This is a genomic window from Agrobacterium sp. SOY23 (assembly GCF_027212525.1).
GTDB classification, from domain to species: domain Bacteria; phylum Pseudomonadota; class Alphaproteobacteria; order Rhizobiales; family Rhizobiaceae; genus Agrobacterium; species Agrobacterium tumefaciens_I.
In genome coordinates, this window is sequence record NZ_JAPWDT010000003.1 from 258326 (window position 1) to 272242 (window position 13917).

Sequence of the window (13917 nt, forward strand, 5' to 3'; positions counted from 1 at the left end):
TCCCGAAGCGTCCGCTCCGTGCGATTATCATCAATACGGGCAGGCGTTTCATGCGGTGAGGTTTCTACCTGACCGCTTACTGTAACGTTACAGGAGGAGGTAACATGGCAGGTCAAGCGCGCTCAGGGCGCCCCAACCAGCTCTTTCGCAATCTCAATTCCAAGATTGCCTCCATTCCCATGATTTTGACCGCCATGGTGATCTTCCTCGGCGGAACGATCTGGACGGTCGTTTATTCCTTCACCAATTCCAAGCTTCTGCCGCGGGCGAACTTTATCGGTTTCGATCAATATGAGCGGCTGTGGGCTGCGCCGCGCTGGATCGTTTCCATCCAGAATCTGGCGATCTATGGCATTCTGTCGCTGATCTTCAGCCTCGTCATCGGCTTCGTGCTGGCGGCGCTGATGGACCAGAAGATCCGCTTCGAGAACACCTTCCGCACCATTTTTCTCTATCCTTTCGCACTGTCCTTCATCGTCACCGGCCTTGTCTGGCAATGGCTGCTGAACCCGGAATTCGGCATCCAGTCCGTGGTCCGCTCGATGGGCTGGGAAAGCTTCACCTTCGATCCGCTCTATAATTCTGAGATCGTCATCTATGGCATCTTGATTGCGGCACTCTGGCAGGGCACAGGGCTCGTCATGTGCCTGATGCTGGCGGGTCTTCGCGGCATCGATGAGGATATCTGGAAGGCGGCGCGCGTCGACGGCATTCCGATGTGGAAGACCTATATTCTCATCATCATTCCCATGATGCGGCCGGTCTTCATCACCACGCTCGTCATCATCGCCAGCGGCATCGTCAAGGTTTACGATCTGGTGGTGGCGCAGACCAGCGGCGGGCCGGGCATCGCGTCTGAAGTGCCGGCGAAATATGTCTATGACTACATGTTCCAGGCACAGAACCTGGGGCAGGGCTTTGCCGCCTCGACCATGATGCTTCTCACCGTCGCGATCATCATCATTCCATGGGCCTACCTCGAATTCGGAGGCAAGAAGCGTGGCTAATATCAGCACATTGAACACGGTTGTCGCCGCCAATGATGTGGTTGCCAAGGAACTTTCCGGCCCGCGCGGCAGGAAGCCGAGGAAAACATTTTCCCGCCGCAACATCATTCTTTACGGCACGCTCTTTGTCGCCGCCGCCTATTACCTGCTGCCGCTTTACGTGATGGTCGTGACCTCGCTGAAGGGCATGCCGGAAATCCGCCTCGGCAATATCTTCGCGCCGCCTGTGGAAATCACCTTCGAACCCTGGGTGAAGGCCTGGGCCAATGCCTGCACGGGCTTGAACTGCGACGGGCTTTCGCGCGGCTTCTGGAACTCGGTGCGTATCCTCGTGCCCTCCGTCGTCATCTCCATCATCGTTGCTTCCGTCAGTGGCTACGCCATGGCCAACTGGAAGTTCAAGGGATCGGAACTGTTCTTCTCGATCCTCATCATCGGCGCCTTCATCCCCTACCAGGTGATGATCTATCCGATCGTCATCGTGCTGCGCGAACTGGGCATTTACGGCTCGCTGACCGGCCTCGTGATCGTGCACACCATCTTCGGCATGCCGATCCTGACGCTGCTGTTCCGCAACTATTTCGCCTCGCTGCCGGAGGAGTTGTTCAAGGCGGCGCGTATCGACGGCGCGAACTTCTGGCAGATCTATTTCCGCATCATGCTGCCCATGTCTTTGCCGATCTTCGTCGTTGCGATGATCCTGCAGGTCACCGGCATCTGGAACGACTTCCTGTTCGGCGTGGTGTTCACGCGGCCGGAATATTACCCGATGACGGTGCAGCTCAATAACATCGTCAATTCCGTGCAGGGCGTGAAGGAATACAACGTCAACATGGCCGCCACCCTTTTGACCGGGGCCGTGCCGCTGATCGTCTATTTCGTCTCCGGCAGGCTTTTCGTCCGCGGCATTGCCGCCGGCGCAGTAAAAGGTTGAGCTATATGAATAAAAGCGTTTCCATCCGCGATCTTTCCCTGTCCTTCGGTGCCGTCACCGTGCTGAAAGACCTCAATCTGGATATTTACGACGGCGAATTCCTCGTGCTGCTCGGCTCGTCCGGCTGCGGCAAGTCGACCCTTCTCAATTGTATCGCCGGCCTTCTGGAACCGACCGACGGACAGATCTTCATCAAGGATCGTAACGTCACCTGGGAGGAGCCGAAGGATCGCGGCATCGGCATGGTGTTCCAATCCTATGCGCTTTACCCGCAGATGACGGTGGAAAAGAACCTGTCCTTCGGCCTTCAGGTAGCAAAGGTGCCGAAGGAGGAAATCGACCGGCGCGTGAAACGGGCGGCTGGCATTCTCCAGATCGAGCCGCTGCTGAAACGCAAGCCGGCCGAGCTTTCCGGCGGCCAGCGCCAGCGCGTGGCGATCGGCCGGGCGCTGGTGCGGGATGTGGATGTGTTCCTGTTCGACGAGCCGCTTTCCAACCTCGACGCCAAGCTGCGCTCGGAACTGCGTGTGGAAATCAAGCGGCTGCACCAGTCGCTGAAAAACACCATGATCTATGTGACGCATGACCAGATCGAGGCGCTGACGCTGGCCGACCGCATCGCCATCATGAAAAGCGGCGTCATCCAGCAGCTGGCCGACCCCGTCACCATCTATAACAAGCCGAGGAACCTCTTCGTTGCCGGCTTCATCGGTTCGCCATCGATGAATTTCCTGCGTGGTGAGCTGATCGAGAAGGACGGCAAGGTCGTCTTCACCACCAATGGCGTGACGTTTGCGCTCGATGGTTATCATTCGGATACGCCGCTTGCACCAGGCCGTGCTGTGGTTCTCGGCGTACGCCCGGAACATGTGCGTGTGGACGCCGATATTGTCGGCGGCGAAGTGCATGAGGCGATTGTCGATATCGAGGAGCCGATGGGCGCCGATAATCTGATCTGGCTGAAACATGCCGGGCATACGCTCTCTGTGCGCGTTGGCGGCCACCGGCGGTTTTCGCCGGGCACCAAGGTTCGCCTCGGCCTCGACATGGCCATGGCTTCGCTGTTCGACGCGCAAAGCGAGGAACGGCTTTAGACGCACCAACTATTTCCCCCACACACAATCCCAAGACCCAGCATCTCTATGGAGGAGACAATGACAGAACTCGGTTTCCAGCTTTACAGCGCCCGCAATTTCCAGCCTTTTTCCGATATTCTGAAGAAGCTTTCGACGGCTGGTTACAGGCAGGTTGAAGGTTATGGCGCCATGTACGCCTCTCTGGATGATGCCGGGCTGAAGGGCCTGCGCGCCGAACTCGACGCCAACGGCCTGACCATGCCGACCGGCCATTTCGGCCTCGACCTTCTTGAAGGTGATCCGAAAAGGGCGCTGAATATCGCAAAGGTCCTCGGCGTCGAAGCGATCTATTGCCCTTACCTGATGCCCGACCAGCGCCCGACCGACGTGGCCGGTTGGTTCGCTTTCGGCAAGCGCCTCCAGGAAGCTGGAAAACCCTTCGTGGATGCCGGGCTGACCTTCGGCTGGCACAACCACGATTTCGAATTCAAGGCACTCGGCGACGGCTCTACTCCGCAGGAACAGATACTGGCCGGTGGGCCGGACCTGAAATGGGAAGCGGATATCGCCTGGATCATTCGCGGCAATGCCGATCCGCTCGCCTGGATCGAAAGCTACGGCAAGCGCATCACCGCCGTGCATGTGAAGGACATCGCGCCGGCCGGTGAAAATGCCGACGAAGATGGCTGGGCCGATGTCGGCCATGGTACAGTGGACTGGAAAGGCCTCATCGCGGCGCTGAAGGCGAAATCCGCCACGAAACATTTCGTGGTCGAGCATGACAATCCGAAGGATATCGACCGGCTGATCACCCGCTCGATCGCTTCCTTCAAAACCTACTGAGTTTCAATTTCGGAGTTTCATCATGGCCAGAGATCTTGGCGTCGGCATCATCGGATGCGGCAATATCTCGTCTGCATATTTCTCGCTTGCACCGCTCTTCAAGGGCATCAAGGTGCTGGCCTGCGCCGACCTCAACCGCAACGCGGCGGAGTTGAGGGCAGAAGAATTCGGTGTTGTCGCGCAGTCCATCGACGAGCTGCTCGCCAACAAGGACATTGACGTGGTGGTGAACCTCACCATTCCCGCCGCGCATTTTCCGGTGTCGAAAGCAGCCCTTGAGGCGGGCAAGCACGTCTACTCTGAAAAGCCACTCGTGCTTTCGCTGGAAGAGGGTGAAGAACTGCGGCGTATCGCCCGGGAGAAGAACCTCTCCGTCGGCTGCGCGCCTGATACGTTTCTCGGCGGCGCGCATCAGCTTGCCCGTCAATATATCGATGACGGCAAGGTCGGGCGCATCACGTCGGGCACCTGCCATGTGATGAGCCCCGGCATGGAAATGTGGCACCCCAACCCGGGCTTCTTCTTTCTGAAGGGCGGCGGGCCGATACTCGATCTCGGGCCCTATTACGTCGCCAACCTCATCAACCTCATCGGCCCGGTCAAACGTGTCGGGGCGCTGACCTCGATGGCGAACCCCACCCGTACGGTGACCAGCCAGCCGCTGAATGGCGAGATCATTCCCGTCGAAACACCGACCAACATCCACGCGCTGCTGGAATTCGCGAACGGCGCGACGATCACGCTTTCGGCCAGCTGGGACGTGTGGTCGCATCGCCACGCCAATATGGAGCTTTACGGCACGGAAGGCTCGATCTACGTGCCGGACCCGAACTTCTTCGGCGGTGTGGTGGAAGCGAGCGGTCGTGACAAGAACATCCAGCCGCTGGAAGACTGGGTGCATCCCTTCGGCATCGCCAATCAGGAAAGCCCGAACGGCCCGCGCGCCAACTACCGCACGGCCGGCCTTGCCGATATGGCGATTGCCATTCTGGAGGGCCGCGATGCCCGCTGCTCGCTGGACCGCTCGCTGCACGGCATCGATGTCATGACCTCGATCCTGAAATCCGGGGAGGAAGGCCGTTTCATCGAGATGACGACGACCTGCACTCAGCCGGCCGCACTCGGCATCGAGGAGGCGCAGGCGCTGCTGCGCTGAGCCTGTTTACAATAAAAGGCCCGGCGCACTGTCAGTCCGCCGGGCCTTTCCGCTCAGCCGGCTACGGCGAGCGTCGCGGGTTCATGGAACCTTCAAATTCCAATAAAAAGGCCGAGCCAGCGCGCCACGGTTCTGATCATCCAGATCAGGAAAACGAACGGGGCTATGCCGACCGCCGCGACAAGCCCTGCCGCGGCGACGAAAAGCGCGGTGGTGAGATTGCGCCTGAACCGGTGGCGTTTTGTGTCGAGGGCCTTATCCATGGCGAAGGGCGGCAACCAGCCCGCGAATGGTGAGCGTGACGTAAAGCATGCCCGCCATCGCCATCAGCAGGCCGGCGCCAAGAGAGCTGAGGTTGCTCAGCGAAAACAGGAATGTATCAGCCGCCACCATTGGCAAGACCCTTCAAGAACAGCAAATTCGGCATTGTTCTAGATCGTGCCGGTTTCCCGCTTATGTCCCGTTTGTTTCGTCTTGTTGCTGTCGCGGGGCATTTTCGTGATGGCGCGGCTTGGCTGCATATGCGCAAGGCCCTTCACAATCCCTTCGCTTTGGTTTAAAGCCGCGCCGTATCCGGTCGCAGCCCACCCGGTCAAAACAAGGGATCCCAATTATGAAAACCATCGTCATCTGCTCCGGCGGATTGGACTCCGTTTCGCTTGCGCATAAAATTGCGGCGGAACACGAACTTCTCGCTCTCGTCTCCTTCGATTATGGCCAGCGCCACAGGAAGGAACTGGAATACGCGGCCGATTGCGCCAAACGGCTCGGCGTGCCGCATCATATCATCGATATCCGCCCCATCGGCGCACATCTCACCGGCTCGGCACTGACCGACGATGTGGAGGTGCCGGACGGGCATTATGCGGAAGAGACCATGCGCTCCACCGTGGTGCCGAACCGCAACGCCATCATGCTCACCATCGCCTTTGGCCTTGCCGCAGCACAGCAGGCGGATGCGGTGGCTATTGCCGTGCATGGCGGCGACCATTTCATCTATCCGGATTGCCGGCCGGGCTTCATCGACAGCTTCAACGCCATGCAGGCGCATGCGCTGGAAGGTTATGCCAACGTCAAGCTTTTCGCGCCCTATGTGACCGTCTCCAAAGCCGCGATCGTCACTGATGGGGCAAAATATGGAACGCCGTTTGGGGAAACATGGTCCTGTTACAAGGGCGGCTTGCGCCACTGCGGCCGCTGCGGAACCTGCGTGGAACGGCGCGAGGCCTTCCATCTGGCGGGCGTTGCCGACCCAACGGACTATGAAGACCCGGATTTCTGGGTTGCCGCCACCCATGCCTATGCGGCGCAGGAGGTGCGCTGATGTTCCGCATCACCAAGGAATTTCACTTCTCCGCCTCGCATCAGTTGAAAAGCCTGCCGTCGGATCACCAGTGCAACCGACTGCACGGGCATAATTACATTGTCGAGATAGAGCTTGCGGGCGAAGCACTGAACGAGCACGGTTTCGTGCGCGATTATCACGAGCTTGCACCGCTGAAGCGTTATATCGACGATCATTTCGACCATCGCCATCTGAACGATGTCCTCGGCCATGACCGGGTGACGGCGGAATATCTGGCGAAGCATTTTTATGACTGGTGCAAGGATCGCCTGCCGGAAACCAGCGCCGTGCGGGTGAGTGAAACCGCCAAGACCTGGGCGGAATACCGGCCATGACGGCGGCTGCAGGGATGATTGCAGCCAAGGAAACCACGATCCGCATCAGTGAAATCTTCGGCCCGACCATTCAGGGCGAAGGTCTGCTGATCGGTCTGCCGACTGTTTTCGTGCGAACCGGCGGCTGTGACTATCGCTGTTCCTGGTGTGATACGCTGCACGCGGTCGACAGTGATTATCGCGATACATGGTTGCCAATGACGGTAAACGCGATCTGGCAGGAGGTGCGGCGGCTTTCCGGCGGTGTGCCGCTGACCGTCTCACTGTCAGGCGGTAATCCGGCCATCCAGCCGCTCGGGACTTTGATCGCGAAGGGGCAGGGCGAGGGGTATCGTTTCGCGCTGGAAACGCAGGGCAGTATCGCCAAAGACTGGTTTGCCGATCTTGACCATCTGGTTCTGAGCCCCAAGCCGCCATCAAGCGGCATGGAAACGGACTGGCGGGCTTTCGAGGATTGTCTTGCCGCTGCTGGCGAGGGGCCGCAGGTGGCGCTGAAGATCGTGGTGTTCGATGATGCGGATTATGCCTATGCCAAGGCGGCTTCGGCGCGTTTTCCGCATCTGCCTGTCTATCTCCAGCCCGGCAACCACACTCCGCCGCCGCCCGATGACGACGATGCGCGAGTGGATATCGACGGGGTGATGGACCGGATGTTGTGGCTGGTAGACAAGGTCAGCGAAGACCGCTGGTTTTCGGCCCGCGTGCTACCGCAGCTGCATGTGCTTCTGTGGGGGAACAAGCGCGGGGTGTGAGTTGCAGGCATTTGGCAAAAACATTTCGACGTCATCCTCGCTCTTGAAGCGAGAATCCACACGCCGTTGAAGGACATGGATCCTCGGGTCAAGCCCGAGAATGACGTCGATTGGGCAGGGGGACGTGGAGGAACATCACCCCTCCCTCGCGGCGGCTTCCGCCGCCGCTCTCCTGAACTCAAGCCGAAACGGTCAGCTCGCGCCGTTCCCGATCCGCGACGATCGAGAGATCAAGCACCTTCTGCAGATTGGCTGCGTGACGGAAGTCCGGGTCGGCGATACCGCCTTCCATGACCGCCTTGGCGAACTTCTCGTAGTTCGTCGGCACCGGATCGACATCAATCGTCTTCCAGATCGCCTTCTCCACATCCTCGCCGATGCAGGCGCGCAGGCTGGAATAGTCAGGCGTGTGGATCACTTCCAGCGCGCCTTTGTCGCCATGGATGCGCAGGCGAAGCTCGTTCAGGTGCCCCGTCGCCCAGCGGCTGGCATGGATGACGCCCATGGCGCCGTTTTCAAGCTCGGCGGTCATGGTGAAGCTGTCATTGGCGTCGAGGTCGTAGACGCCAATCTTGTTGCCTTCATATTTGTCGAAGGTCTTCAGCCGCGTGAAGATGCGTTCCACATCGCTGCCCGCGCCATAGGAGGCGAAGTCGAGAATGTGGATGCCGACATCACCCAGCACGCCGTTCGAGCCATGCTTGGTGGAAAGCCGCCATAGCCACTTGCTCTCCGTCATCCAGTCGCCCCAGGCCTTGGAAACGAGCCAGCTCTGGAGATAGGAGGCTTCCAGATGGCGAACCTTGCCGATCTTGCCTGCCAGCACCATCTCACGCGCCGCCTGCAAGGGGGCGACGTTGCGATAGGTGAGGTTGACCATGGCGACGAGGCCGGCCTTTTCGGCGGCATCGGCCATTTCGGCGGCCTTGGCGTAGTTTTCCGCCAGCGGCTTTTCGCAGAAGACATGTTTGCCGGCTGCGAGCAGCTTCAGGCTGGTGGGATGGTGGATGGCGTCCGGCGTGACATTCGCCGCCGCATCGAATTCACCCCAGGCGATTGCATCGTCCAGCGAGGTGAAGGAGAGCGGGATATTGTGGCGCAGCGCAAAGCCCCGCACCACCACATCGTCCACATCCACCGCCGCGACCAGTTCAACGCCGGGGATTTCAGAGAAATATGTGGCATGGTTGTTGGCCATGCCGCCGGTTCCGAGAATGAGAAGTCTCATGGCTGTTTACCTGTAACCTGCTTCGCCTGCCTTGTGCAGCTTGGGGCCGCGTTCTTCGATGGGCTCCAGCGCCTTGTCGACGGGAACATTGGGGGCGTCGTGAATGCTCTTGAGTGCGCCAACGGGATTATAGGCCCATTTCACCGAGTTGCTGATGACCTTCTGGACATTGGCGTCGTGATAGGTGGGGTACGTCTCGTGGCCGGGGCGGAAATAGAAGATATTGCCCGCGCCGCGACGCCAGGTGAGGCCGGAACGGAAGACCTCGCCGCCCTGGAACCAGGAGATGAACACGGTTTCCAGCGGCTCCGGCACGGAAAACTGCTCGCCGTACATTTCCTCGTTTTCCAACTCGAAATGCTCAGGCAGACCGGCGGCAATCGGGTGGCGCGGATTGATGGTCCACAGACGCTCGCGTTCGCCCGCCTCACGCCATTTCAGCGCGCAGGGCGTGCCCATCAGTCGCTTGAACGGCTTGGAGAAGTGGCCGGAATGCAGGACGATGAGGCCCATGCCTTCCCAGACGCGTTTGGCGACGCGCTCGACGATCTCGTCCTGCACCGCGCCATGGTCCTTGTGGCCCCACCAGACCAGCACGTCGGTCTTGTCGAGGCGCTCCTGCGAAAGGCCGTGCTCCGGCTCCTGCAGCGTGGCGGTGGTGGCATTGATCTCAGGGTTCTGGTTCAGCGCGTCGGCAATGGTGTTGTGCATGCCGTTCGGATAGATCGAACGCACCGTCTCATTGATGTGTTCGTGGATATTTTCGCCCCATACAACGGTGTTGATGGTCATTGTCATGCTCCTCGGTGAAAGCCGGGACCTTGGGTGATCCCGGCGAAAGTTGAATGTTCAGGCCGCACCCCGGGCGGGGTTGCGGGAAAGCGCCCGGCCTTCGGCATCGAAACGGTGGATCTGCGCCGCATCCGGCACAATGGCGATACGTTCGCCGGCCGTGCGGCCGGTGACGCCTTCCTCGCGAACGACGACGGGTTCACCGGCGCCGATCTCGACATAGATGTAGCTGTCCGATCCGAGCATTTCCGAATGCACGATCTCGCCGCTCCAGCCGCTGCCGTCGGTGGCGATGGTGATGTGTTCGGGGCGGATGCCGATCGTCTTGGCGCCTTCCGTCTCGGCATATTTGCCTGACAGGAAGTTCATTTTCGGCGAGCCGATAAAGCCGGCGACGAAGGTGTTGACCGGGCTTTCGTAAAGCTCCAGCGGCGTGCCGATCTGCTCGACACGGCCGTCGCGCAATACGCAGATGCGGTCGGCGAGCGTCATTGCTTCCACCTGGTCATGGGTGACGTAGATCATCGTCGTGTCATGCATCGAGCGGTGCAGCTTGGCGATTTCGAGACGGGTTGCGACACGCAGCGCCGCATCGAGGTTGGAAAGCGGCTCGTCGAACAGAAACACCTTCGGATCGCGCACGATGGCGCGGCCGATGGCGACACGCTGGCGCTGGCCGCCGGAAAGCTGCTTCGGCAGGCGCTCCAGATAGGGCGTGAGTTGCAGCATCTCGGCCGCCGCTTCCACGCGCTTGCGGCGCTGCTCCTTGTCCGCGCCTGAGAGTTTCATGCCGAAGGCCATGTTTTCGAACACGGTCATATGCGGATAAAGCGCATAGGACTGGAAGACCATGGCGACACCGCGCTTGGCGGGCGGCAGGCGGTTCACCGTCTCGCTGTCAAAGGAGAGCGTGCCTCCGGAAATTTCCTCCAGCCCGCAGATGAGGCGCAGCAGAGTGGACTTGCCGCAGCCGGAAGGACCGACGAAGACCATGAACTCGCCGGAGCGAATTTCCATGTCGATGCCCTTGATGACATCGAAGGCGCCGAAGGATTTGCGAAGATTGCGCAGTTGAATGGTGGTCATGAGATTTCTCCTAGCCTTTGACGCCGCCGGCGGTGAGGCCGGAGATGATGCGTCGCTGGAAGATCAGAACGAGGACGACGAGCGGTGCGGTGACGATGACGGACGCGGCCATGATCGTTCCCCACGGGATTTCGAACTGAGAGCCGCCCGACAGGAGCGCGATGGCGACAGGAACCGTGCGCTGCTCGTTCGATGAGGTGAAGGTGAGCGCGAAGAGGAACTCGTTCCATGCCGCGATGAAGGCGAGAAGCCCTGTCGTCACGAGTGCCGGCCACATCAGCGGCATGAACACCTGGGTGATGATGACCCATGGTGTCGCGCCATCGACGATCGCCGCTTCCTCGATCTCGATTGGCAGGTCGCGCATGAAGGTTGTCAGCACCCAGACCGTGAAGGGCAGGGTGAAGATCATGTAGGAAAAGATCAGCGCGAGCGGTGTGTTGAAGATACCCGCCCAACGGATCAGTTCGAACAGGCCGGCGAGAACGGCGATCTGCGGGAACATCGAAACCGACAGGATGGTGAGAAGCAGCAGCGCGCGGCCCCGGAAGCGGACGCGGGCGAGAGCATAGGATGCCGTTACCGCAAGGAACAGCGACAGCACGACGACGGAAGATGCAACGAACAGCGAATTGCCGAGATTGCGCAGGAAAGTGCCGTTACCGATGACGAAGCTGTAATTGGCCAACGAGAAGTCACGCGGCCAATAATTGACCTGGAACAGCGCCGAACCGGACTTCAGGCTCGTCAGGATCGCATAATAGAACGGGAATACCGAGATCACCATGATGATGGCGATCAGCGCATAAAAAGCGGTGGTTTTCAGGATGCTTGGCAGGGTCATCGCGCGGCTCCATCGGTGTTGACGCGCCCGAGCCACATGTAGATGACCGTGATCGAGGCGATGATGAGGAACAGCATGGTGGAGGCGGCGGCACCATAGGAGAACTTGTCGAAATCGAACAGGTTCTCACGCGCCAGCACCGACATGGTGCGGGTCTGGGCATTATTCGGTGTCAGGATATAGATGAGGTCGAAAACGCGCATCGCATCCAGCATGCGGAAGATGACGGCGACCATCAGCGCCGGCCGGATCATCGGCAGGGTGACGCGGAAGAATACCTTGACAGGATGGATGCCATCCACCTTGGCCGCCTCATACATGTCCTTCGGCACCATCTGCAGGCCGGCGAGGATGAGCAGCGCCATGAAAGGCGTGGTCTTCCAGATATCGACGATCAGCACGGCGACCATGGCCGTTTCAGGATTGGCGGTCCAGGCGATCTTGTTGGAGATCAGGCCGAGATTGAGGAACAGGTCGTTCAATATGCCGAACTGGTCGTTCAGCATCCATGCCCACATCTGCGCCGAAACGATGGTGGGAATGGCCCACGGCACGAGGATTGCGGCGCGCACGAGGCCGCGCCCCTTGAACTCGGCATTCAGCACCAGCGCGACGATAAGGCCGAGCACGGTTTCGAGGCTGACGGAGAGAATTGTGAACTTCAGCGTGTTGAGAACGGCGCCCCACCAGGCGGGATCGGCGAGCAGGCCACGATAGATGGTGCGGCCGCTGCTGAGCGTGATCCAGGTGAGGTAGTTCTTGAGGCCGACGAATTGCGCACCATCGAGATTGGTGAGCGAAGCGTCGGTGAGGCTGAACCAGACGGTGCGCACCAGCGGCCAGCCCGCCACCAGCGCCAGCACCAGAAATGTGGGGGCAAGAAACAGCCAGGCGGATTTCAGGCGTTCCGACTGCAGATCGGAGCCGGTGCCGGATGCCGCGACCGGTCTTTGAAGGGCGATGTCGTTCATGGGGATATCTCGCGGTTGGGGCGCGGGAAACGGCCAGGCGAGGCCGCCTCCCGCGCGGGCCGGATTACCAGCCGTTGCCTTTGAGATCGGTCAGTTCAACCTCGAGAAGTTCGAGATTTTCAGCCGCCGTGCCGTTGCCGGAGAGCGTGTTGTGCACCGCACCCCAGAACTTGGCCGAAACCTCGTTATATTTCACCTTGGCGGAGGCGGATGGACGCGGAACGGCGGTCTGGAAGATCGGTTTCCATGTCGGCATGAAAGGCTGGGCCGCCGCGACATCCTTGTCATCGTAAAGCGAAGCGATCGTCGGCATGTTGGAGAGCTGGATCGCGCGCAGCTTCTGGGTGTCTTTCGAAGCCAGGAACTTCACCAGCTGGATGGCCGCTTCCTTGTCGTCGGAATATTTCGAGACGGCGAGGTTCCAGCCGCCGAGCGTCGAGGCAGGGGCTTCGCCTTCCGTACCTGCCGGCAGCGGCGTGACGCCGAACTTGCCCTTGATTGCGCTGTCGGCGCCGTTACCCAGTGCATAGGCATAGGGCCAGTTACGCATGAAGACGGAATTGCCCGTCTGCCAGACGCCGCGGGCTTCCTCTTCCTTGTAAGCGAGCACGCCCTGCGGTGCGATGGTGCCGACCCAGCCCTTGGCGGTTTCGATGGCGGCTGCGGCCTTTTCGTTGTTGACGGAGATATCGCCATTGCTTTCGACGATATGGCCACCGCCGGCGGACGCGATCCATTCCAGCGCGTTGCAGGTCAGGCCCTCATAGGCGCTGCCCTGGAAGACGAAGCCCCAGAGGTCCTTTTGACCCGCTTCGCGCTCTTTGTCCTGAATTTCCTTGGCGGTCTCGCTCAGTTCCTTCCAGGTCTTCGGCGGCTGCTTGCCGTATTTGTCCAGAAGGTCCTTGCGATAAAACAGCGCCGGCGCGTCGGTGAACATCGGCATGGCAACGAGCTTGCCGTCAACCGTCTGCGAAGCGACGATGGAGGGGAAATGATCGCCGATGACGTCCTTCGTCGCTTCGGTCAGGTCCACGAACTGGTCGGAGAGCTGCGGCGCCCAGATCACGTCTGTCTGGTAGACATCGACATCTTTGTTGCCGGCCGCAAGCCACAGCCGGTACTGGCTGAACTGTTCGCTTGAAGAAGACGGCATAGTGACGAGATTGACCTTGTGGCCGGTCTCTTTTTCAAAAGCGGCGATCCGTTCGCGGAAGAACGCGACGTTTTTACCGGTCGAATTGGCGGCGATGGAAAGCTCGGCCGCCTCAGCCGTAACGGCGGCGGAAAACGCGACTCCGCACAGGAACAAAGTCTTCATGGAAATATTCATTGTCAAACTCCTCCGTTGACGCTTTCGATTGTCCTCAAAATTGAAAGCGCTTTTGACTGACGTGAGGCTCTCAAAAGCCGAGCAATCTGTCAATACTCTTTCTAATCCCCCGGAAATTGGCTGTTTTCGTCTGCAATTTTTCGGCGTTTGCCATTCGCAATGATCAACTGTAAGGTTTCAGGTGGGAGAAAATTGAAATCGTTTTCAATTTTTGTCGG

General features: G+C 59.7%; 16 protein-coding genes. 8 read left to right on the forward strand and 8 right to left on the reverse strand.

What is annotated here, in order from left to right; all coding sequences use genetic code 11:
* Nucleotides 1-104 precede the first annotated feature (104 nt).
* The 5 genes from O3S81_RS10075 to O3S81_RS10095 are packed head-to-tail and all read left to right on the forward strand — an operon-like array spanning nt 105 to nt 5016.
* Nucleotides 105-1007, forward strand: a complete 903-nt coding sequence (locus tag O3S81_RS10075; protein ID WP_269342815.1) for a carbohydrate ABC transporter permease — start codon at nt 105-107, stop codon at nt 1005-1007.
* Nucleotides 1000-1941: a carbohydrate ABC transporter permease gene (locus O3S81_RS10080; RefSeq protein WP_269342816.1), complete on the forward strand. Its 942-nt coding sequence runs from the start codon at nt 1000-1002 to the stop codon at nt 1939-1941. The genes O3S81_RS10075 and O3S81_RS10080 overlap by 8 nt, the downstream gene beginning before the upstream one ends.
* A 5-nt stretch (nt 1942-1946) precedes the next feature.
* Nucleotides 1947-3035 carry an ABC transporter ATP-binding protein gene (locus O3S81_RS10085; RefSeq protein ID WP_269342817.1) on the forward strand — a complete coding sequence of 363 codons (1089 nt, stop codon included), beginning with the start codon at nt 1947-1949 and terminating at the stop codon, nt 3033-3035.
* A 60-nt stretch (nt 3036-3095) separates the two neighbouring features.
* Nucleotides 3096-3860, forward strand: a complete 765-nt coding sequence (locus O3S81_RS10090; RefSeq protein WP_269342818.1) for a sugar phosphate isomerase/epimerase family protein — start codon at nt 3096-3098, stop codon at nt 3858-3860.
* A gap of 22 nt (nt 3861-3882) precedes the next feature.
* Complete coding sequence (locus O3S81_RS10095; RefSeq protein WP_269342819.1) at nt 3883-5016, forward strand: Gfo/Idh/MocA family protein; 1134 nt, start codon at nt 3883-3885, stop codon at nt 5014-5016.
* A gap of 92 nt (nt 5017-5108) precedes the next feature.
* On the opposite strand, the gene O3S81_RS10100 is transcribed toward O3S81_RS10095, so the two are convergent.
* Together O3S81_RS10100 and O3S81_RS10105 are read right to left on the reverse strand one after the other, a co-directional pair.
* Nucleotides 5109-5279 carry a hypothetical protein gene (locus O3S81_RS10100; RefSeq protein WP_269342820.1) on the reverse strand — a complete coding sequence of 57 codons (171 nt, stop codon included), beginning with the start codon at nt 5277-5279 and terminating at the stop codon, nt 5109-5111.
* Nucleotides 5272-5409: a hypothetical protein gene (locus tag O3S81_RS10105; RefSeq protein WP_269342821.1), complete on the reverse strand. Its 138-nt coding sequence runs from the start codon at nt 5407-5409 to the stop codon at nt 5272-5274. Before O3S81_RS10105 ends, O3S81_RS10100 begins: the two co-directional genes overlap by 8 nt.
* A 220-nt stretch (nt 5410-5629) precedes the next feature.
* Here O3S81_RS10105 and queC point away from each other — a divergent pair, with 220 nt between their 5' ends.
* From queC to queE, 3 genes are read left to right on the forward strand one after another with little or no spacing between them, the layout of a single operon-like run.
* Complete coding sequence (queC, locus tag O3S81_RS10110) at nt 5630-6340, forward strand: 7-cyano-7-deazaguanine synthase QueC (protein ID WP_269342822.1); 711 nt, start codon at nt 5630-5632, stop codon at nt 6338-6340.
* A complete protein-coding gene (queD, locus tag O3S81_RS10115) occupies nt 6340-6696 on the forward strand; it encodes a 6-carboxytetrahydropterin synthase QueD (protein ID WP_003523781.1) in 357 nt (118 codons plus the stop codon). Before queC ends, queD begins: the two co-directional genes overlap by 1 nt.
* Nucleotides 6693-7448 (forward strand): 7-carboxy-7-deazaguanine synthase QueE, encoded by a 756-nt coding sequence (gene queE, locus O3S81_RS10120; RefSeq protein WP_269342823.1) that lies wholly within the window; start codon nt 6693-6695, stop codon nt 7446-7448. The genes queD and queE overlap by 4 nt, the downstream gene beginning before the upstream one ends.
* A 178-nt stretch (nt 7449-7626) precedes the next feature.
* Here the strand turns inward: queE and O3S81_RS10125 are convergent, their stop codons facing one another.
* The 6 genes from O3S81_RS10125 to O3S81_RS10150 form a co-directional block, all read right to left on the reverse strand.
* Nucleotides 7627-8676, reverse strand: coding sequence for a Gfo/Idh/MocA family protein (locus tag O3S81_RS10125; RefSeq protein WP_269342825.1), 1050 nt, complete (start codon nt 8674-8676; stop codon nt 7627-7629).
* A gap of 6 nt (nt 8677-8682) precedes the next feature.
* Complete coding sequence (locus O3S81_RS10130) at nt 8683-9468, reverse strand: ThuA domain-containing protein (protein ID WP_046801358.1); 786 nt, start codon at nt 9466-9468, stop codon at nt 8683-8685.
* 57 nt (nt 9469-9525) lie between these two features.
* On the reverse strand, nt 9526-10554 hold the full coding sequence (locus O3S81_RS10135; RefSeq protein ID WP_269342828.1) for an ABC transporter ATP-binding protein: 1029 nt from the start codon (nt 10552-10554) through the stop codon (nt 9526-9528).
* A 10-nt stretch (nt 10555-10564) separates the two neighbouring features.
* A complete protein-coding gene (locus O3S81_RS10140; RefSeq protein WP_269342830.1) occupies nt 10565-11398 on the reverse strand; it encodes a carbohydrate ABC transporter permease in 834 nt (277 codons plus the stop codon).
* The gene (locus O3S81_RS10145) at nt 11395-12369 is read right to left on the reverse strand and encodes a carbohydrate ABC transporter permease (protein WP_269342831.1); all 975 of its coding nucleotides are present in this window, start codon (nt 12367-12369) and stop codon (nt 11395-11397) included. The genes O3S81_RS10140 and O3S81_RS10145 overlap by 4 nt, the downstream gene beginning before the upstream one ends.
* Nucleotides 12370-12433: 64 nt before the next feature.
* Nucleotides 12434-13699 (reverse strand): ABC transporter substrate-binding protein, encoded by a 1266-nt coding sequence (locus tag O3S81_RS10150; protein ID WP_269342833.1) that lies wholly within the window; start codon nt 13697-13699, stop codon nt 12434-12436.
* Between the last annotated feature and the right edge of the window lie 218 nt (nt 13700-13917).